This is a genomic window from Erwinia psidii (assembly GCF_003846135.1).
Lineage (GTDB): Bacteria > Pseudomonadota > Gammaproteobacteria > Enterobacterales > Enterobacteriaceae > Erwinia > Erwinia psidii.
Map to the genome: position 1 here is coordinate 311,418 of NZ_RHHM01000003.1, position 19,130 is coordinate 330,547.

A 19,130-nucleotide genomic window follows, 5' to 3' on the forward strand; every position below is an offset into this window, starting at 1 on the left:
TTTAATTAAGGAAATGGACGGGATGTTACGTAGAGGTTGATATCGCAAATGGCCATAACACCATGTTTTTAATGAAAATTTAAATGTTAGCGGTCTTCTTCTGTGACAAAATGCTTGATAAAGCATGATAAGTTTCCTTAAATCAGCATTCATTTATCTAATGAATGTTTTTTAGGAATCATCCTATCAGAATTCTCTGTATTTTACGGGATAGTGGTTTGGCTCACAAAAAGCACCGGAGCTGTTGCACGCAAAATCTGTCGGGAATCGGGTCAGAGGGATGAAATTTCAGCGTGATATCTGATGATTTTGTTTCTCAAATTTAAGTGCTATATCTCGCGTAGACGAGAAAGCCAAAGTTTGGGGTTAAGTTTTACTGAATTCAGCAGTATCAGAACTATATGAAATAAGAATGCTTACTTTAGTCACACTACAATCGCATAATTTATTGTTAATTCAGACGGATACAATTTGGTGAGGAGCGTGATAATGCCAACAATTATAATGGACACATGTAGCTATACACGATTGGGGTTGACAGATTATTTGGCAGTAAAAGGGATCAAAAAGAAAAGTATAATATCCGTTACTGATATCGATCAGCTCCAAACCAGATGCCAGCAAATCCAGCCTGGCGTGGTTTTTATTAACGAAAATTGTTTCATTCATGAAGCAGATGCCAGTCAGCGCATAAGGTCGATCATTATGCATAATCCTGACACCTTATTTTTTATCTTTATGGCGATTTCAAATATCCATTTTGAGGAATATCTTTACGTTCGCAAGAACCTGATTATCACCTCAAAATCGATAAAACCTGCCACACTCGATAACCTGCTGCATTCTTACTTTCAGAAGAGAATTAATGCATCAACCCGCTATTCTTCCGGGCTGGATGTGCATCCACTTACATTAAGCCAGACTGAATCCAACATGCTGAAAATGTGGATGTCAGGCCACGATACTATTCAGATATCGGACAAAATGAAAATCAAGGCCAAGACCGTCTCCTCCCATAAGGGAAATATCAAGCGTAAAATAAAAACACACAATAAACAGGTTATTTATCATGTAGTTCGTCTTACAGATAATGTAACCAGCGGCATTTATGTAAATGTAAGGTGATTTCCCAGGGATGATAACAGCCGGTTGTCTCCGGCTATTATTCTGTCCTCTGACGACAGCCGCCTACAAAACGCCCGGTCAGGTTTTTTGCTGATTTTGCCAGACAGCTCTCACTTTTCTGTTAAGCCTTTCCTCTGATATGCCGATGCTCTTTTGCATAACCGAAACTTCGCTTCGTTTCCCTGAAAGAGAGCTAAAGGACATGAAACCATTGCATTCCCATGCAGAAACATCCCGGATAAATTTCTGGCAGCACCTGCGGCTTGTACCACTTTTTAGCACAATCCTTGGTGCTATTCTGCTGTTGTTTGCGCTGAGTATTGGCTCTGCCAGCTATTTCCTGTTGCAGAGTAATCACTCTTTAAATGACCTCACTGAAGAAATTCAGATACGCATGGCGCTCACTAACAGTTCCAGTCAGCTTCGTAGCGCACGCCTTAACATCATTCATGCCGTTTCAGCCGCACGTATCGGTGAAATGGAGTCTTTCGACGACAATCTGAAGAAAACGGATAAACGTATTCAGTTGGCCAGGGACAATTTTGCTATCTACCTGAATCGCCGGGTAAAAACAGCTGACGATGTTACGCTGGATAACGAGCTGAAAAACCGTTTTGACAGCTATATCACTCAGGGTCTTCTGCCGATGGTGAAAAACGCCAGAGACGGCAGTTTTGAAGGCGTTATTTCTCGGGAAACAGATTTCAGCCGCAAGCTGGATGACGCTTATAGTGACCTGTTGCAGAAAGCCATTGCCATCCGTGTACAACGCGCTGAAACCATTAACGGCGTCGCACAGACGCAGACCCGCCACAATGTGATAATGATGGCCAGTGCCTTTGCTGCCGCCCTGGTGCTGACCCTGACCGCCTTTATTTTCCTTCGCCGGGTTGTTATCAGCCCACTCCATCAGGTCGTCGAGCGGATTGGGCATATCGCTCGCGGCGACCTGACCGCACCGGCCGGCAACTGGGGACGCAGTGAAATAGGCGTCCTGAGCAACAATGTGCAGGATATGCAGCAGGCACTGATTAAAACGGTCAGCACGGTGCGCCAGAGCGCGGTAGCGATTCATCAGGATTCCGGTGAAATATCTGCCGGAAACGCTAACCTGTCCTCACGCACTGAACAGCAGGCTTCCGCACTGGAACAAACGGCCGCAAGCATGGAGCAGCTCACCGCCACAGTGAAACAGAACGCAGAAAATGCCCATCATGCCAGCCAGCTGGCAGCCGATGCATCTGGTAAGGCCCGCGAGGGAGGTGAAATTGTCAGCGACGTCATCACCACCATGAATAATATCTCTGGCAGTTCGAAGAAAATCGCTGAAATTACCACGGTGATCAACAGCATCGCCTTTCAGACCAACATCCTGGCGCTGAACGCGGCGGTGGAAGCAGCACGTGCCGGTGAACAGGGCCGTGGTTTCGCCGTGGTAGCCAGTGAGGTTCGCAATCTTGCGCAGCGTAGCGCCGGAGCAGCGAAAGAGATTGAAGCGCTGATTACTGCATCGGTAGATTTAATCAGTCAGGGATCATCTCAGGTTGGCCATGCGGGCGGTACCATGACTGATATCGTTGAGGCGGTTCGTCGCGTGACCGATATTATGGCTGAGATCGCCGCCGCCTCTGACGAGCAAAGTAAGGGGATACAACAGGCGAGCCTTGCGGTCACTGAAATGGACAACGTTACCCAGCAAAATGCCGCGCTGGTGGAAGAGGCTGCGGCTGCGGCTGCCTCACTGGAAGCACAGGCTTCGCGCTTAACTCAGGCAGTGGCGACTTTCCAGCTCAGCGACAACATGCCCGCAAGAACAGAATCGCCAATTGCCAACCTGCCAAAACTGTCGGCACCTCTCGCGGCCTCACGCCCGGCGCTGGCCAACAGCGACAACTGGGAAACCTTTTAACTTCACTGAAGTACAAAGCGGCAGCGCGGACCGTTTGCAACATTTTTCACGGCAGGTCTGAAACAGAACGGGGCAGATTATCTGCCCCGTTCTGTTTGTTACACCGCCATGCACTATCAGGAACCGTTGACTGGCTCAACGAAGATACCTTCTTCATCAGCCGTTTCATTAAAGAACCAGATCCCGGATGGATAATCCTCAAGCGACACCAGCAACATGGTTCCCTCGCTGAAATGTTCCACAGCCAGTAAGGTGCCTGATCTGCGGGGACCACCATCAGTTTTGACCGTTACCCTGTCGTTGACTTTCATTCGCTGCCGCCCTGTCAGTGTAGTGATAAATGGCTTACCGCCGTGCAATAACCCATACTGCATGCACAATCCCGGGAACGTAGCCGCAAAGCGTTAACAGAATATTCAGCCAGAAAGCGCCAGCAAAGCCGACCTGCATAAAGACGCCAAGTGGCGGCAGTATTATCGCAATAATAATGCGGATAAAATCCATGTCCCCTCCAGGTATGGTTGCAGAAATAATCACAATGCATTGATAAGTATAATGGTATTGAATAAAAGTTGCGTTATCCTGGGTGTAAAGCTTCGTATAAAAGATGAGGTGATAATCTTTTCAATTATTTAACACTTTCCAGCGAGACTTCTGACATTATAGCAACATACACTCTCTTTACTGCACCAACCCCAAAGGCGCAGTCAACCTAAAAAGTAACAAGGATTTTTGCCCGCGCAGCGCGGGCTTTTTTTTTGCTCTTCTGCCCCGCCATCCTCACTCCATACATTCTCACTGATGACAGCCACGTCAGATAAACTGTTCGCCTGTCTGTTCAGCGCTTTTACAACAGATAAAAAAACCCGACCAAAGGCCGGGTATGAAAAGGTATTCATATAAGTTCGTTACACAGGAAATTCGCTAACCAGGTGAGATTACTCTCTTTTACGCTTAAGGCAAATCGTTAAACCACCAAAAAATTGTACAAAAAAACAAATACTGTACAATAAAATAAGACATCAGGGCTTGCCGGACGCGGGATTCAGTGATTTTCTTTCTTTGTCACGCGTGTTTTATTTTTAAGAATAGTCCTGGGAACCGGGTGCCATCCTTGCCCACTGAGCCTGTAACCTGCCATCCAAAACCCGCCAGCGGGGCTATACTCAAACCTGTCCAGCATTTTTAAACCGAACAGGAGAGCGAGGATGCCGACGTTTGAGGACCCATTGATGATTGTCACGGACCTGGATGGCTCGCTTCTGGATCATCATACCTACAGTTTCGACGCTGCCAGACCCTGGCTTGAAAGGCTTCTGCCAGCGAAAATCCCCATTATTATCTGCTCCAGTAAGACATCAGCAGAGATCCTGCCGTTACAGCAATCACTGGGTATTCAGGGTACCCCTTTTATTGCAGAAAATGGTGCGGTGCTGAATTGCAACAAACAGGCTGAAGATCCCGGTACACCGGTTAAGCTCTACGGGCATATTTGCCATACGCTACACAATTTACGCCGTCTCCACGGCTTTAAATTTATCGGGTTTTCAGATGTGACAGAGCGTGAAGTGGCAGAATGGACAGGCCTTACGCCACAGGATGCCGCCATGGCCAGAATGCGTGAAGGCTCAGAAAGCATTATATGGCGTGATACCGACGAAAAGTTTACCGCCTTCCAGCAGGCACTGGGGGAAGCACAGTTGATGCTGGTTCAGGGTGGCCGCTTCTGGCATGTAATGGAACATGGGCGCGGTAAAGAGAAAGCACTGAAGGCGCTACTGGCGCAGTATCTTCATCCAGAAGGGAAACGTTTCAGTACCATTGGTCTCGGTGATGGTCCAAATGACGCTCCGATGCTGGACGAGGTTGATTTCGCTGTGGTTATCAAAGGCTACAGTAAAAAACCTGTCGAACTGATGCGCGAAGACAGACAGAACATTTATTACAGCGCGGAGTATGGTCCGCAGGGCTGGAGTGAGGGTCTGGCGCATTTTATCCACAGTTAATGGCACCGTCGCCGTTAAGGTTGCGTATTTGAGAGGAAAACAATGAGTGATTTTTTCCAGAACGGCGTAATTACCAATTTTCATAACCTGACCGCACGCAGCGTGGATGCACTGGAGAAGGATCTGGTGCAGTTTTCTGCTAAACGAAAAATGGCGCTGATGCTGCCGTCGCTGTTTTCGGAACTGGAAGGCCCGGCACTGAGCAACATAGTTGATGAACTGGCCAAAGTCCCCTACCTTGAAGAAATTGTTATCGGTCTGGATCGCGCTGACCGCGATCAGTTTCTACATGCACGGGACTTTTTTTCCCGTTTGCCACAGCGGCACCGCATTTTGTGGAATGACGGCCCAAGGTTAAAAAGCATCGATGCCGAGCTGGACAAAGAGGGGCTTTCTCCGACTCAACCCGGCAAAGGCCGTAATGTCTGGTTCTGTACCGGTTACACACTGGCATCCGATCGCTCTGCCTGCGTTGCGCTTCACGACTGCGATATTGTTACCTATGAGCGCGGAATGCTGGCGCGCCTGCTTTATCCGCTGGCTAACCCGTCGTTTCAGTATGAATTCTGCAAAGGGTTTTATGCGCGCGTGGCTGATAACAAACTGAATGGCCGTGTCGGGCGGCTGTTGGTCGGTCCCCTTCTGCGTTCGTTGCAAAAGGTCTACGGCCATTCAGAGTACCTCGACTACCTCAGCAGCTTCCGCTATCCGCTGTCCGGGGAATTTGCCATGCGTACCCATGTGCTAAATGGCATTAAAATTCCCGGCGACTGGGGGCTGGAAATTGGTGTACTTTCAGAGATTTATCGCAATTACACCACCAGACAGAGCTGCCAGGTAGAGATCGCAGACAATTACGATCACAAACACCAGCCTTTGTCAGAGGAAGATGGCACAGGTGGCCTGCGCCGGATGAGCAACGATATAGTGCAATCGCTGTTACGCAAAATGGCCACGATGGGGATGAATATCACCAGTGATTCTTTTCGGGTACTGAAAGCGACCTACTACCGTAATGCGCTGGATATGATGGAAATTTACAATCACGAAGCGACCATGAATGGACTGAAATTCGATCAGCACGCGGAAGAAGCCGCCGTCGAAATGTTTACCCAGTCGATTCTGGAGGCAGGACAGGCCTTTACTGAACGGCCTAATGATAAACCCTTTATTCCCAGCTGGAGCCGTGTCCAGTCAGCATTCCCGGACATCCTGCAACGTATTTATCAGGCGGTGGAAGAAGATAACGCCGGTAAGGTTTAACGCCTCCGGCGAATATTGCTGAGATATTTTGCTGCCAGATGACCGCAATGCGCAACAATGGGGCTTCAGGAAGAGTGGCTCGCCAACTGCGGCGAATGACTGCAAAGTTGCAGCAGTTCATCCTCCCTGAACGCTTCACGTCTGACAGCATAACCGTCGTACCAGCGGCACTCAACCATACCGCTGGCGGTTCCGGTAACGATCATTGCCGGACCGCCTTCTATAAGCTGTACTTCCTCGCTAACCACAATCATACCTTATCTCCTGTTCGGGGTTGACCAGACAATCAAATCGGTGAAATTTAGGTATAGCAGCTGAAATTGATTTATTCAGTTAATAAAAAGTAAAATATTAGTTATTGCATATAAAATAATAACCAAAGAACAGAAACAGAAAAGCATCTGTTTGATTCTAATGAAGATACTGGCCGCTTTCAGCCAGCGAAGCCCTACGCTGATGCACGGCGTTAATGAATTTTTTCTGAAGCAATGCTGTAGTATTTTTTGTAAACAGATCGCATGCTGACAGCATTTAACTCAGCTGCCTGTAATACAAATTATGCACTGAGGGTGATTACGCTGGCTTTATTATCACTTCGCGTTATTAAATTTCATCCGTGTCACGATAAGCAGTGCAGATGCCACAGGTTGTTTACATTTTTGCTGATGAAGGCCGGCAGCGGCGGGGGATCAAACAGCAACATTGATGGCAACCTGCACGGGGAAAGCAAAACAGCTTCAGGCAGGTACGATGCTGTCCGCCCGCGTTTATCTTAAATGGTGCGTCACCAAAGGCAGAAAAAATCGCCCCGACATCCTCTTATCAACGGGATGCCGGGGCGATGACTGGGCTTACTGAGTATGAGTTGCTGAACACTTCCGGTCGTTACTCAGATTTTGCATCCTTCGCAATCGGCTTCATCGCCTGAATCTGCAGGAATTTCACTGGCTTTTTTTTCCGCGTTTGCTTCAGCCTGTTCCAGCTCGGCGTCAATATCAAATTCAAAAATATCGTCTTTCATTATCTCATCCTGTCGCTTTAATATAATCTGTCTGGCCAGCCGTAAATGGCACAGCACGAAAACAGCGTCGTGCTAATACATTTCGGCCACTGCCGTCGGTGCAGCCGCCTTTGCCGGGCCAGCCTTTATTCTGATTTTCCACGTCCCCTGGCAATCACGTTGACCAGCAGCACCACCATCATTCCCACCACCATGCCCAGCACCATGCCGGACAGGTTGCTTATCAGCGCACCGGTCAGTCCATTGTCATGCCCACTTAACTGGCTGATGCTGTGATGCAGCAACGGAATGCCGTGGGCAATAATTCCGCCCCCTACCAGAAACATTGCCAGCGTACCCACAACCGACAATACTTTCATCAATAACGGGGCGGCTGCCAGCAGAACGCCGCCGATAGCTTTTGCCAGACCAGAGGATTTTTGCTGTAACCACAGCCCAAGGTCATCTGTTTTTACAATGCAGGCGACAATACCGTAGACGCCAACGGTCACGAGGATGGCGATCCCGGAGAGGATGATTATCTGGTTCAACAGCGGAGCCTCGGAAACAACGCCCAAAGTGATGGCAACAATTTCCGCCGAAAGGATAAAATCGGTACGAACAGCGCCTTTGACTTTCTTTTTTTCAAAGGCCGCCGCCTGCTCACTACCGACGTTACGCAACCGCTGCTCCCGCGCCTCATCGGTTTTCTCTGACTTATCTTTTTGCAGGCTGTGAACCACTTTCTCCATACCTTCATAGCAGAGATAGGCTCCGCCAATCATCAACAACGGCGTGATCGCCCATGACGCCAGCGCGCTGATCGCCAGAGCCAGCGGCACCAGAATTAGTTTGTTAAGAAAGGAACCTTTCGCCACGCTCCACACTACGGGCAACTCGCGGTTAGCTTTCACCCCGCTGACCTGCTGTGCGTTCAGCGAAAGATCATCACCCAGCACACCAGCTGTTTTCTTTGCTGCCACTTTCCCCATCACTGAAATATCATCAAGCAGCGTGGCAATATCATCGAGCAAGGTGAGTAAACTACTTCCTGCCAAAATCGTTTTCCTTCAGGTTAGTCATGCTGACAACAGGGACAAATCTGCATCTCTGCCACCGCCATATCCGCAATGCCGTCACATTGCCACTCCACTCTCACTGGCTGCCCTTCCGCTTCATGATGATGCAGATATTTGCTTACCGGGCTTTCGGTCATACCAGAGATCGCTTCTGTTGCCACCAGCGTATCGCCAACAAAAATACGTGCGGTAGCCTCGGTGCCAACCATGCGTTCACCGCTGATTTTATACAGTCGCCTTACCGTAAGTTTGATACTGGCCATTGCTTACCCGGACAGGAAGGTGGAAGAAAAGGTGATCTAAGCAATTATGTACTGAATATGCAAATTATGTGGCAATCAGCGTAAATTCTCGGCAAGCGATTGTCCGCTCTGGCACAGGTGGGCCACCCATGCATGTTATTACAGCCGTTGTCGTATCCCCTCAGCGTCGATTTCGCCATTGCCCTCCCCGGCACAAATCCACTCCTCCAGTCTCGTGCTGATATCAACCTGCTCAAGACGCGTTTTACCCCGCAGTGCGCATTCCCACACCACCAGGACCTTCCAACCCGCCGCGCTCAGTGCCGCGATGTCACGCCTGTCCCGCGCAACATTGCCGTCAATTTTATTCATCCAGAAATCAGTGCGGGTCGCGGGAACTTTAAACAGGTGACAGTGATGATGATGCCAGAAACAGCCATGAACGAAGATGACAGTCTGATACTGTGCCAGTACAAAGTCTGGTCTTCCCGGCAACGTTTTATCCTGCACGTCATAGCTGAGTCCCAGTTCCACCAGTAACTCCGCCAGGCGGTTTTCAATGGCAGTGTCACGGGTGCGAATTGCACGCATATTTTTACTGCGAACGGCAGAAGTGTGTATATCAGCCATAGCATCACCCTTTTTTGGCTCAGTCGCGCTTGCGAGCTTTGCAAACCACACTGATTGACTCAGCAACACGCAAGCCTGCCTGAACATACCTTGCTGATTGACGGTGCGTCGCTCCCGGTCAGTTCCGGTCTGGCTGACACAATGCGGCGGCGGCATGGCGCGCCTGCACCGCCTGTTCAATCCACGGCAGCAACAGTTTTGCCACGGCGGTAAAAACAGGCACCACCACCGAGTTACCAAACTGGCGATACGCCTGGGTATCAGAAACCGGAATGCGGAACGGTTTCCCGTTCGGTGTTTCGAAGCCCATTAACCTTGCACACTCGCCTGGCGTCAACCGACGGGGCCGTCGCTGCAGGTTAAGGGGGTTATCAAAATCAGTTTCACCCAGCGCCCGATCCCATCCTCTGTCAATCAGGATCTCGGATCCATCCTTGTAATAACGAGCCGACAGCGTGCGTACCACACCGTTTTCTTTCCGGGGATCGACCAGCCCGTATCCAAAGCCATTGCCTTTTGCCTGATGCTTCTTCGCATAGTTATAGAGATACTTCCACAGCGTCGGCGTAAGGATATACTTATCTTCCACCGTTTGTTCCAGCAAATCACGCAGAAGCGTGCGCTGCTGAGGGTAAAGGCTGGCGAGCGCCTTCAGACTGAACGTCGGCAGGTGCAGATCGCGGCGAAAACCCACCAGCACAATGCGTTCCCGGTGCTGGGGCAGGAAATGTTTACCATCGACAATCTTTGGATCGGGGGTGCCGTTATCTCCGGCATCGGCAACTTCATAACCCAGTTCATCCAGCGTGTCCATAATGATACGGAAGGTTTTTCCCCGATCGTGACTCTTGAGGTTTTTCACGTTTTCCAGCACAAAAATCGCCGGTTTTTTGGCGGTGATAATTCGCGCCACATCAAAAAACAACGTCCCCTGCGCTTCACATTCAAAGCCATGGGCACGGCCCAATGCGTTCTTTTTTGACACGCCCGCCAGGGAAAATGGCTGACAGGGAAAACCGGCCAGCAATACATCATGATCGGGAATGGCGCGATCAATATGCTGATAGGCCTGTTGTTCACTGATAGCGGGATCGCCGCTCAAGGTGACATCGCGGATATCCTGATTGAAAACATGAGAGTCTGGACAGCAATACCAGTTGGCCTTATAGGTTTTTTGCGAATACCGGTTCCATTCACTGGTAAATACGCACTGCCCTCCAATCGCGTCAAAACCACTGCGAATACCGCCAATACCGGCAAACAGATCGATAAAACGAAAAGCATAACGTGGGTGATGGGCAGGCGGAGATGGCAACAACCCTTGCAGCAGGCTCACTTCATGCTCACTTAACGGTTTTGCCGCAGAGCCCTCTTTTTGCCAGCGGTTCAAGGCTTCACGCGTCCATTTTTGCACGCTGCCCGCAGTCAGCATCGCAGCAACCGCTTTGGCATCATAAATTTCCAGTACCTGTGCCATCAGACGTAGATGCCGATCGGAAGGCGTACCCTGCTGATGAATCTCTTTTGCTGGCGGCACGGTAATGCGGTTAAACTCGCTCATAATCATCCGGTTATCAGAAATAGACCGGCGTAGTCTATCACTTCATCTCTGGCGCGCCAGGCGTTCCTCTCACGGGATTGCAAAGCGGCAGATGACGCCTGGCGTGACTTCTGTTGCTTTGCATCCTACACTGTCGCAGTTTTTACTGACTATATGGAGTCTGACGCCATGAGCGAGATCTCACGTCCGCTGCTCACCCTGCCCGACAATGCTGATAAATTACTGATGCACTCCTGCTGTGCGCCCTGTTCCGGCGAAGTAATGGAGGCTATTCAGGCTTCCGGTATTCAGTACACCATCTTTTTCTATAATCCAAATATTCATCCGCAGAAAGAGTATCTGCTGCGTAAAGAAGAAAACATCCGTTTTGCGGAAAAGCACAACGTGCCCTTTGTCGATGCCGATTATGACACCGACAACTGGTTCGAACGTGCCAAAGGGATGGAATGGGAACCGGAGCGCGGCATACGTTGCACCATGTGCTTTGATATGCGCTTTGAACGCACCGCGCTCTATGCTCACGAACATGGTTTCCCGGTGATCACCAGCTGCCTTGGCATCTCCCGCTGGAAGAATATGCAGCAAATTAACGAGTGCGGCATTCGCGCCACGGCACCTTATCCGGGACTGACCTATTGGGATTTCAACTGGCGGAAAAACGGCGGTTCAGCCCGGATGATTGAGATCAGCAAACGAGAGCGGTTTTATCAGCAGGAATATTGTGGTTGTGTCTATTCTCTGCGTGATTCCAACCTGCACCGCAAAAGCCAGGGACGCCCGTTAATCAAATTGGGGCAGCTCTACTATGGCGATGAGCAAAAATAAACCTCTGATTGCAGCATCTGATTTGGCTCAGTGACGGATCGACTGCTGTTTTTACCTTATATCCCCATCGTATCGCACTATTCAGGTGGGGTTTTGATGATGTGTTCTGGCTATGTAACCGTCGAAACAAAGCCTCAGCAAATTTACAGCTTCTGTCGCATTAATAACGACAGCACAGTAGAATCGTGCTGACTGTTTTTCAGGCAGCCAACGGATAAAATGGTTCCTCTGGTGACAATCCATCCTTTTGCGGAAGTTGATATTGCTCTTTGCGTATCATATGAACCTGCTCAATAGCCACAAGGACAGTCTGTCTGCGACGCAATGATTTTAATTCCTGCATTCCCCTTAAAGGCGGTTGAAGCAACAAAGCAGCCGTCCCCATACCGTATCTGCGCTACATTCTGTAATTATGGTGTTTCGCCATTGATAATTTCGTTCAGAACCCTTCCTTTTATTTTAACTTCGGGAAGGCGTAAATAATCTAACCAATTGAAATTATTCGAATCTTCGGGCTTATTATACGCATCGAGCGTCTTCTTAAAAAATGAAGTTGTAGATTCAACCCGTCAACGCAACCCCTTTTCAATTATCTCTTTCGTTGTTTTGAATTTCAGTGTCTTTCTCGGTATGTTGTTTAGCTGAGCTGCAACCTGATCAAGCTCCTGTTGATTATATTGGGCAAAACACGTCTTTTTGGGAAAGTACTGTCGAATTAACCATTAGTGCTGTCGTTTGTTCCCCGTTGCAGAGGCTCAGAGGATCGCAAAAGTAAACTTTCACTCCTGTGTTACTGGTAAATTCCAGATGCCAGGTCAGTTCCATTCCTCTGTCCCATGTCAGTGATTGCCGGAGTTCAGGCGGCAAGCTCAGGAATTTATCCGTCAGCGCCTGATTCACCGACGCCGCATCTTTCCCCTTTAATCTGAGAATGAACGTATAGCGTGATTTCCGATTTACAATCGTGGCGGTATGAGAATTCTTTGTTCCTGAGACTAAATTCCCCTCCCAGTGCCCAAAGAGCGCCTGTTGTCGATATATCTGCAACGTTCATGAATTGGCGTTCGATTCACAATATTGATTATTCCTCTTTCTCCTTTACGGGTATGGTGTCTGCCGTGTCGACGGCTGTGCGAACGGCGCAAATGCTTAACATTCAGGTGGGTGTGCTGCACGTTTTAATCCAGCAGGCTTGGTGTGGTCTTTTAGCCATTCGGTTAGCCAGGTTATTAGCATCAACCGCTTTGTAATAGCGCCTCGCTGAACGTCCCGTGAGATTGTCGAAGGGGCACGATTCAGTGCTGTAGCGATCGCACAAATGCTCATTTTGGCTGACAGACCAGCTCGTATTGCCTCACCCTCAAACAGCGTCAGATGAGCAACAGCCCGCTTTCGACCACTGGTTTTTATCCCCCCGAATCTCTCAGCATGGTAAAAATTGTTCCAGGTTTTGAATCCAGAATTTTGGCTATCTCACTAAAGCCGATCCCGCTCTTCCACCGGTCAAAAAAACACTTTTTCCTGTGCTGTAAATGTGCGCCTTATCCAATGATCCTCGGCAACCGCATGTTTCACATGGTTGTTGCATTGCCCAATTGAATCTACAGTCATGTCCATAAACTTATCAAAATAAGTCAAACCATAATTAATAATTAGGGTCACAGAAGACATACTTTACCCTCCTCAAGGGAGGAGCTGAGTGTCACTGCGATAGCAGAAAAAGGGGGATCGGTAAATTCACACGCTACCGTCACCTGAAATACCGGCAGGATATAAAGGGCAAAAATAATGATGACACTTAATCTCGCAAACGAGGCAACAGAACCTCTGTTTTCCGATATTGTTATGAAAACTCAGGGCGATATTACCCCCCCAGGAGAAAATATTGTCCTTTACGAGCGGGATAACCAACTTAACGGACAAGGTAGTTTTTTCAGTGTCCATGCCATAAAAGTAAAACGAACTTATTCCAGGATCATCATTGCGCAAAAGTTCCTGTGGAGACACGTTATCCACCCTGGTAAAAAGGTGCTGTATACGAATTTTCCCGTCGCTTGCACGGGAGGCTGCTAATAGTATTGCGAAGATGATTATGCACGTAAAAGACGGAAAAACGTGGCTGGAGACAACCATTGTTAATTATTCGTCTGCCAACCAAAACATACTTTTTGTCTGTAAAAGCGACAGAAGCTGTAACACATACCGTTCACTGGTTGCGGCGGTATGAGTATGACCTTGCGGGTAATAAACCGGATGCGCCGTTTTTCGCAATGCGGCAGAGCGCTGTTATCAGAAAAACAAATCACCCGGAGGACTATTTTTTCCCTGCTGAAGTCATGCTGGCAATATTTCTCCAGAAGTACAGGCCGCTGAATACACCGGAAATACATGATACCGTGCCTTGATGGATATTATCAGCAACCGGGGCTGTGCATTGAAGAAGAAAGACTTAACCGATTTGATTTAAGTTGAAATAGTAAGAGGTGGCGAGCGGTTTTGTGTTTCTGTCACGGCTTACGGTGAAGCCGTTCTGTAGCGGACGAATGCAAAAGGTGTTCGTGGGTGGCAAATGTTATTCGGAAACAGGGGTAAGCGTCCCTGAAAACCGTCGGACGCAACCAAAAAGAAGATTGCGGCCTTAGGTACTGGCTGTGCGAATGGATGGAAGCCGATCTCCAGCAGGAGCGGTAGGGGTCGGTGCATGTCGAGAATGCGCCCTGACTCATTTACATTTTATGCGTATTATAAAAAGACCCGTTTAACACCTCTTCGTCCAGAGCAGAGTGATCCCCTTTTAGCTCAGCGCACAGCTTCGCCATATACGTCACCAGAAAACCGGCATTGTATTCTGCAAGTCGCCGCCCTTCAGCAGTCTGCATGGTTTGCGGTAATTTCAGCAATTTTTCCTGAAAATGGTCCAACGCCCATTCTGCATCGTTTAATGGGCGCTTGCGCCCCAGCGGATCATCGCTGTTAAACAGGGAACGTCCCAGTGCGCCAGAAACATAAAATACCCGCGCCAGACCAATCGCTCCCAGAGACTCAAGGCGATCGGCATCCTGTACGATTTTAGCTTCCGTTGTTTCAGCTGGTATGCCCGCGCTGTAACTGTGAGCATGTACCGCATGCACTACAGCATCATGCTTTTCTATCGGAAAGTCAGGGAACACGTCCAACAGGACGCGGCGCGTTTCCACCGCGGCTTTGGCAGAAGCCAGATGTCTTTCAGGATGGTTTTTGGGCAGGTTGACAATGTCATGGAAATAACAGCCGGTGAGCACGACAAGCTCATCCGCAGGCATGCTTTTCAGAATTTGCTGCGCGCTGTGCCACACACGGCGAAGGTGCGAGATATCATGCGCTTTGTCATCCTGCGGCCAGTTCTCAAGCAACCAGTCTTCAAAACGTGTTTGCCAGTGAATAAGTGTCATGTACTACTCCTTATTATAAAAACTACCTGAAATTTCAGCGGATAACAGCAAGCCCACTCTGTTGCAGAAGACGGGCCAAGAGGTCGAAACGAGATCCACCCAATGCTTATAGCGTTAATTTTAACGAAATCACAACATATTTATTATTTTAATAACCTGCTGACGCGTGAAAACTATTTGACTAATCTGGGAGTAAACGCTTAAAAGGAATAAAACACCTATCACAGTAGGTTGTCTGCATTTTGTTGCGTCTTAAGTTAGAATTAATTTTATTGCGGTAGTGGAGAGGATTTTGCTCATGGACTAATATTAAGAGGTTTAATGATTTGTTATAGATGTAAATTATTGTAAGCAAAATTATGTTAAATCTTTTCCTGTTTTTTAACAGGAATTCCTGATAACCACCGTAAATATTGTGTCATTTATTACCTGAATTTATAGGGTAATTGTCACTTCTGAGAAATGTAAAATCATATGCATTTATAAAAACTTTTGGTGTTCTCAACCGGGCTGCCACCCGGATTATTTTATATTGTTTTTTCTGCAGTTTTTCCCATCAGGCGTAATGGCAATAGCCAATTTTCAGGCCGCACGCACGGAAAAAACATTGTGTAAACTCTGCCATGCTCATGATGACAGGCGGGATAGTCGTTGTGGAACAGGCTCTTAAGACTGTGCATTATTTCCATAAGTAACAGAGGTTTTAGCATGAAAGAACGCCCGATTTTGTTTAGCAGTCAGCGGGTGCGAGCGTTGCTCTCAGGAAAACAAAGCCAAACCCGGCGCATTATGAAGTCACAGCTGCTAGGTCCTGGTTATGATAACCACGAAGGTTGTTATGGTATCGATGTAGTGAATAATCAGTTACAGGGTCGACGTGTAATCGGCATGGGAAATCTGAGTGACCGCTGCCCTTATGGTCAGCCTGGCGATCGTCTGTGGGTCAGAGAAACCTGGCGTGGACCGGTGATCGATCAACAGGATATAGCGGAATACGAGCACACTCCCGATCGGTTTAAATCAGCGGACTACTGTCAGTATCGTGCTGACACCGGCCAGTTTTTCACTGGCGAAGATGAGCACAAATTTTTTGGCTGGCAGGCGGGTATACATATGCCTCGCTGGGCCAGCCGGATCACTTTGCAAATAAAGAATATCCGTCTGGAAAGAATTCAGGATATCAGCAAAGAGGATGTGATGGCAGAAGGTGTACAAACCGACTCGCACTTCCTGAATGATTTTTTTTCCTCACACAGCAAAGTGCCCTGTGCCAAGGATACCTATCGCCAACATTGGGCCAGGCAATACGGTGATAAGAGTTGGGAAGTGAATCCATGGGTCTGGGTAATTGAGTTCACACGCGTGTAGAACCTCTGTTTTGCTTTACCATAAGCAATAAAAGCTCTTTGCCACAGCTGGGCATGCCTGCAAAACGCATTTTCGGGCGGCGGATATCCGCCCGAAAATGCTTCGCTCTGTCTGTGGTTTTTTTACCCTCACCCCAGAGGGCTGTCTGTCTTCTGCGCCCGCTGGCATTGGCGATGAGTGACAATATCCTCATTGGCAAAATGCTGGGCGGGTTATTCATTAAATAACGCTCAGTTGCTCACTATTCATGCGGAATGATTCAAACATAGCCATTTGAATATTATAGTATTTTAAAGTTGACAGTACTCAACTCTGCCGTTAATATTCTCCCCGTTGAAAAAATTCCTCTGTAGTTCAGTCGGTAGAACGGCGGACTGTTAATCCGTATGTCACTGGTTCGAGTCCAGTCAGAGGAGCCAATTTAAGGAAAGCAGACGTTCACTGACGTCTGCTTTCTGCATTTCTATCAGTTGGTTACCCCCTTCTTCAGGTTCACCCTCGTTCACTAAAAACCACTCGAAGTGAAGTGGTCAACAAAAATTGGCCACGGCTTTAGCGTTTTTCCACAACAATCGTTCTGATTCATTTGACGCCAGAGCACCATTATATTGATGAGGTCTGAGCTGGCTGTAATATCCCGTTATATAATTCGTTATCGCTGCGCTGGCTTCGCTAAAATTAGCGTATCCATTATCCGGCACCCACTCCGTTTTCAGGCTTCTAAAAAACGTTCCATTGGACTGTTTCCCAGCAATTTTCGCGGCGAGTCAGGCTTTGCTTTATCTGATATTTCCTTCGTAACAGTCTGAAATTCCTGCTGGTATAGTGGCTACCTGAATCCGAGTGGTACAGCAAATTAGTGGGCTTTCCTCGCGCTTCCCAGACCATGGACAGCGCTTTCGCTGTCAGTACTGAGTCAGGAAAAAATGACATCGCCCAGCCAACCGGTTTGCGGGAGAACAGATCAGGCACAACGACTAAATAAGCCCGGCGTTTGCCCGTCCACATATAAGTCACATCACCGCACCAAACCTGATTAGGCTCTGTTACTGCAAACTGACGTTCCAGATAATTGGGGATCTCTGCGTGTTCCTTAGACGCGTTTTTATATTGATGGCCAGGCTACTGACAGCTGATGAAAGTAAGTTCTTTCATCAACTTTGTTGTCCACCAGCGGCTCAGCTTTACGCCTTTGGTGGTGACCATCGCGGCAATATTGCGTGCACCTGCAAAGTCATTACTTTCGCGACAGCTTTCACGAATAAGACTGAGTAATGCCACGCGTGTGACATCAGGCTTCTTTGGCTGCCGCCAGTATTTATAGCTGCTGCGATGAACCTCAAACACGTTGCACAACTGGAAACGGCACCCTGAGTTTCTCAACTAATGAGAACGGCTCAGGGAGTCTGACATCAAGAGCGCGGTAGCCTTTTTTAATATATCTCTCTCCATTTCAACGCGTTGAAGTCTCTTTTTCAACTCGCGTATTTCAATCTGCTCAGGTGACCAAATTTAGTGTGCCACTACAGGTTGTCCCGTCTCCCACCTGTAATACCCATTTACCACAGTCCGGGTCATCGCTTTTTGTGGCGATACAAACAACCCCCGTAGAGGTTTTATCCCCGTGTAGTGCCCAGCCACTGGCGTTACTGACACTGGCTCTGTAACCCATCAGACAACCTCTTCAACAAGAAAATCATCCGGCACAGGTAAATCTTTGTGAATTGTTATTATTCCAGCTTTTTGCGGCGTACTGATGATCTCATCACCATTACTCAGGCGACTTCCAACCAGTGCAATGCTGCGACCACTGGCAAAATGGCCCGCCTGACCCGCACCACTGTTTATTTTTGCCTTACTCCCGTCAGGGTAAACCACCTCATCCTGAGTCTGTACGACCTGTAGTCTTTTACCCGAAGCGACCTCAATCTCAATACCTGTCGTTGCTGTTTTAACTATGCTGCCATCACGGGTGAGAATTCCTTCAACGGCAAGACGGCAGATAGCAATAACGTGGTGATGACGCCTGAAATCTTCGTGCACAGCAACGGGCGCACATGCATCATCATTCATCACGGCCCGTCGTTGTGCCGTAAACGCTGATTGATTCATTGTTACCAGCAGTTCGGGGGGGAGTTCATTGATATATTGAGGTTCCATTCTCTTTCCCTGTCATTTAAAGGTTTTGGCATCGCAAGGATACCTGGCCATAAATTTGACTTTAAAAGTGAAGTTCCCGTTACCTTGCTCAGGATCAAAAAAGTAGTTTTTCTCAGAAAATATGAAAAAACACTTTTTTGAAAACAACTGTCTGATGAGCTGACGCTCATGTGCCGGCGCACGACTTCGCCCTGATGCAGTGGAATTGTTCATCCCGTTTACGCCGGATCACAACAAAAAGCACGTTCTCACACAGTAGCGCCGTGGTGACTGGTCTACATTATCACGCCGCTAACAGCGGCCTGCCCCTGTTGAAAATGGATTTATCCATAAAAAATACGGCGACAGCCGTCATAAGGTTACAGGAAAAGCATCTGAACAAAGTATTGCACAGCGCGTCATTACCATAAGCGCCGCACCCTCGACGATCCACAGTTTGAATCAAATTATGTTGACGATCCGATCGGTGCCAAAAGCGGACTAAATTCACACGCATAACACGTTGATCAGGCGTGCAGTTCGCCAGCGTCC

Annotated in this window: 18 protein-coding genes, 1 tRNA gene and 2 pseudogenes; 8 read left to right on the plus strand and 13 right to left on the minus strand. The window is 48.3% G+C overall.

Going from position 1 to position 19,130, the window contains the following annotated elements; translation table 11 throughout:
- Positions 1 to 489: 489 nt before the first annotated feature.
- Together rcsA and EB241_RS05995 are read left to right on the plus strand one after the other, a co-directional pair.
- Positions 490 to 1,125: a transcriptional regulator RcsA gene (gene rcsA / locus EB241_RS05990; RefSeq protein WP_124232296.1), complete on the plus strand. Its 636-nt coding sequence runs from the start codon at positions 490 to 492 to the stop codon at positions 1,123 to 1,125.
- A 202-nt stretch (positions 1,126 to 1,327) separates the two neighbouring features.
- The gene (locus tag EB241_RS05995) at positions 1,328 to 3,034 is read left to right on the plus strand and encodes a methyl-accepting chemotaxis protein (RefSeq protein WP_124232297.1); all 1,707 of its coding nucleotides are present in this window, start codon (positions 1,328 to 1,330) and stop codon (positions 3,032 to 3,034) included.
- 116 nt (positions 3,035 to 3,150) lie between these two features.
- Here the strand turns inward: EB241_RS05995 and dsrB are convergent, their stop codons facing one another.
- Both dsrB and EB241_RS06005 read right to left on the minus strand, forming a co-directional pair.
- The gene (gene dsrB / locus EB241_RS06000; RefSeq protein ID WP_199737316.1) at positions 3,151 to 3,345 is read right to left on the minus strand and encodes a protein DsrB; all 195 of its coding nucleotides are present in this window, start codon (positions 3,343 to 3,345) and stop codon (positions 3,151 to 3,153) included.
- Between the two features lie 34 nt (positions 3,346 to 3,379).
- Entirely contained in the window at positions 3,380 to 3,538 is a 159-nt protein-coding gene (locus tag EB241_RS06005; protein WP_124232299.1) for a YqaE/Pmp3 family membrane protein, read from the minus strand.
- A gap of 704 nt (positions 3,539 to 4,242) precedes the next feature.
- Here EB241_RS06005 and EB241_RS06010 point away from each other — a divergent pair.
- Positions 4,243 to 5,040: a mannosyl-3-phosphoglycerate phosphatase-related protein gene (locus tag EB241_RS06010; protein WP_124232300.1), complete on the plus strand. Its 798-nt coding sequence runs from the start codon at positions 4,243 to 4,245 to the stop codon at positions 5,038 to 5,040.
- 42 nt (positions 5,041 to 5,082) lie between these two features.
- Positions 5,083 to 6,303 carry a glycosyltransferase family protein gene (locus EB241_RS06015; protein ID WP_124232301.1) on the plus strand — a complete coding sequence of 407 codons (1,221 nt, stop codon included), beginning with the start codon at positions 5,083 to 5,085 and terminating at the stop codon, positions 6,301 to 6,303.
- Between the two features lie 65 nt (positions 6,304 to 6,368).
- Here EB241_RS06015 and EB241_RS06020 read toward each other — a convergent pair whose 3' ends face one another.
- The 6 genes from EB241_RS06020 to EB241_RS06040 all read right to left on the minus strand — a co-directional run bounded on the left by EB241_RS06020 (position 6,369) and on the right by EB241_RS06040 (position 10,815).
- The gene (locus EB241_RS06020) at positions 6,369 to 6,557 is read right to left on the minus strand and encodes a YodC family protein (RefSeq protein WP_124232302.1); all 189 of its coding nucleotides are present in this window, start codon (positions 6,555 to 6,557) and stop codon (positions 6,369 to 6,371) included.
- Between the two features lie 635 nt (positions 6,558 to 7,192).
- Positions 7,193 to 7,324 carry a hypothetical protein gene (locus EB241_RS21765; RefSeq protein ID WP_267431742.1) on the minus strand — a complete coding sequence of 44 codons (132 nt, stop codon included), beginning with the start codon at positions 7,322 to 7,324 and terminating at the stop codon, positions 7,193 to 7,195.
- 125 nt (positions 7,325 to 7,449) lie between these two features.
- Entirely contained in the window at positions 7,450 to 8,361 is a 912-nt protein-coding gene (locus tag EB241_RS06025; protein WP_124232303.1) for a DUF808 family protein, read from the minus strand.
- Between the two features lie 17 nt (positions 8,362 to 8,378).
- The gene (locus tag EB241_RS06030; RefSeq protein ID WP_124232304.1) at positions 8,379 to 8,645 is read right to left on the minus strand and encodes a hypothetical protein; all 267 of its coding nucleotides are present in this window, start codon (positions 8,643 to 8,645) and stop codon (positions 8,379 to 8,381) included.
- Between the two features lie 138 nt (positions 8,646 to 8,783).
- The gene (locus EB241_RS06035) at positions 8,784 to 9,254 is read right to left on the minus strand and encodes a very short patch repair endonuclease (RefSeq protein ID WP_124232305.1); all 471 of its coding nucleotides are present in this window, start codon (positions 9,252 to 9,254) and stop codon (positions 8,784 to 8,786) included.
- A gap of 118 nt (positions 9,255 to 9,372) precedes the next feature.
- Positions 9,373 to 10,815 carry a DNA cytosine methyltransferase gene (locus tag EB241_RS06040; protein ID WP_124232306.1) on the minus strand — a complete coding sequence of 481 codons (1,443 nt, stop codon included), beginning with the start codon at positions 10,813 to 10,815 and terminating at the stop codon, positions 9,373 to 9,375.
- Between the two features lie 168 nt (positions 10,816 to 10,983).
- Here EB241_RS06040 and EB241_RS06045 point away from each other — a divergent pair, with 168 nt between their 5' ends.
- Positions 10,984 to 11,640: an epoxyqueuosine reductase QueH gene (locus EB241_RS06045; protein WP_124232307.1), complete on the plus strand. Its 657-nt coding sequence runs from the start codon at positions 10,984 to 10,986 to the stop codon at positions 11,638 to 11,640.
- 569 nt (positions 11,641 to 12,209) lie between these two features.
- Here the strand turns inward: EB241_RS06045 and EB241_RS06050 are convergent.
- Positions 12,210 to 13,185, minus strand: a pseudogene (locus tag EB241_RS06050) (IS30 family transposase).
- A gap of 243 nt (positions 13,186 to 13,428) precedes the next feature.
- Between EB241_RS06050 and EB241_RS06055 the strand changes: the two are divergent.
- Positions 13,429 to 13,713, plus strand: coding sequence for a hypothetical protein (locus tag EB241_RS06055; RefSeq protein ID WP_124232308.1), 285 nt, complete (start codon positions 13,429 to 13,431; stop codon positions 13,711 to 13,713).
- Between the two features lie 653 nt (positions 13,714 to 14,366).
- Here the strand turns inward: EB241_RS06055 and EB241_RS06060 are convergent.
- The gene (locus tag EB241_RS06060; protein WP_124232309.1) at positions 14,367 to 15,071 is read right to left on the minus strand and encodes a phosphohydrolase; all 705 of its coding nucleotides are present in this window, start codon (positions 15,069 to 15,071) and stop codon (positions 14,367 to 14,369) included.
- Between the two features lie 708 nt (positions 15,072 to 15,779).
- Between EB241_RS06060 and EB241_RS06065 the strand changes: the two genes are divergently transcribed.
- Both EB241_RS06065 and EB241_RS06070 read left to right on the plus strand, forming a co-directional pair.
- Positions 15,780 to 16,439 (plus strand): hypothetical protein, encoded by a 660-nt coding sequence (locus EB241_RS06065; RefSeq protein WP_124232310.1) that lies wholly within the window; start codon positions 15,780 to 15,782, stop codon positions 16,437 to 16,439.
- A gap of 343 nt (positions 16,440 to 16,782) precedes the next feature.
- Positions 16,783 to 16,858, plus strand: a tRNA-Asn gene (locus EB241_RS06070).
- Between the two features lie 111 nt (positions 16,859 to 16,969).
- Here the strand turns inward: EB241_RS06070 and EB241_RS21340 are convergent.
- The 3 genes and pseudogenes from EB241_RS21340 to EB241_RS06090 all read right to left on the minus strand — a co-directional run.
- A pseudogene (locus EB241_RS21340) lies at positions 16,970 to 17,945 on the minus strand (IS3 family transposase); the annotation flags it as partial.
- A complete protein-coding gene (locus EB241_RS20865; protein WP_158612386.1) occupies positions 17,938 to 18,111 on the minus strand; it encodes a PAAR domain-containing protein in 174 nt (57 codons plus the stop codon). The gene EB241_RS20865 and the pseudogene EB241_RS21340, both read right to left, overlap by 8 nt.
- Positions 18,111 to 18,599, minus strand: a complete 489-nt coding sequence (locus EB241_RS06090; RefSeq protein ID WP_124232313.1) for a hypothetical protein — start codon at positions 18,597 to 18,599, stop codon at positions 18,111 to 18,113. The genes EB241_RS20865 and EB241_RS06090 overlap by 1 nt, the downstream gene beginning before the upstream one ends.
- Between the last annotated feature and the right edge of the window lie 531 nt (positions 18,600 to 19,130).

Coding starts and splice junctions, on each gene's coding strand:
- EB241_RS06020 (WP_124232302.1), bottom strand. CDS start 6,557: ATGATTGTGGTTAGCGAGGAAGTACAGCTTATAGAAGGCGGTCCGGCA.
- dsrB (WP_199737316.1), bottom strand. CDS start 3,345: ATGAAAGTCAACGACAGGGTAACGGTCAAAACTGATGGTGGTCCCCGC.
- EB241_RS20865 (WP_158612386.1), bottom strand. CDS start 18,111: ATGGGTTACAGAGCCAGTGTCAGTAACGCCAGTGGCTGGGCACTACAC.
- EB241_RS06030 (WP_124232304.1), bottom strand. CDS start 8,645: ATGGCCAGTATCAAACTTACGGTAAGGCGACTGTATAAAATCAGCGGT.
- EB241_RS21765 (WP_267431742.1), bottom strand. CDS start 7,324: ATGAAAGACGATATTTTTGAATTTGATATTGACGCCGAGCTGGAACAG.
- rcsA (WP_124232296.1), top strand. CDS start 490: ATGCCAACAATTATAATGGACACATGTAGCTATACACGATTGGGGTTG.
- EB241_RS06060 (WP_124232309.1), bottom strand. CDS start 15,071: ATGACACTTATTCACTGGCAAACACGTTTTGAAGACTGGTTGCTTGAG.
- EB241_RS06090 (WP_124232313.1), bottom strand. CDS start 18,599: ATGGAACCTCAATATATCAATGAACTCCCCCCCGAACTGCTGGTAACA.
- EB241_RS06065 (WP_124232310.1), top strand. CDS start 15,780: ATGAAAGAACGCCCGATTTTGTTTAGCAGTCAGCGGGTGCGAGCGTTG.
- EB241_RS06015 (WP_124232301.1), top strand. CDS start 5,083: ATGAGTGATTTTTTCCAGAACGGCGTAATTACCAATTTTCATAACCTG.
- EB241_RS06055 (WP_124232308.1), top strand. CDS start 13,429: ATGATGACACTTAATCTCGCAAACGAGGCAACAGAACCTCTGTTTTCC.
- EB241_RS06040 (WP_124232306.1), bottom strand. CDS start 10,815: ATGAGCGAGTTTAACCGCATTACCGTGCCGCCAGCAAAAGAGATTCAT.
- EB241_RS06005 (WP_124232299.1), bottom strand. CDS start 3,538: ATGGATTTTATCCGCATTATTATTGCGATAATACTGCCGCCACTTGGC.
- EB241_RS06010 (WP_124232300.1), top strand. CDS start 4,243: ATGCCGACGTTTGAGGACCCATTGATGATTGTCACGGACCTGGATGGC.
- EB241_RS06045 (WP_124232307.1), top strand. CDS start 10,984: ATGAGCGAGATCTCACGTCCGCTGCTCACCCTGCCCGACAATGCTGAT.
- EB241_RS05995 (WP_124232297.1), top strand. CDS start 1,328: ATGAAACCATTGCATTCCCATGCAGAAACATCCCGGATAAATTTCTGG.
- EB241_RS06035 (WP_124232305.1), bottom strand. CDS start 9,254: ATGGCTGATATACACACTTCTGCCGTTCGCAGTAAAAATATGCGTGCA.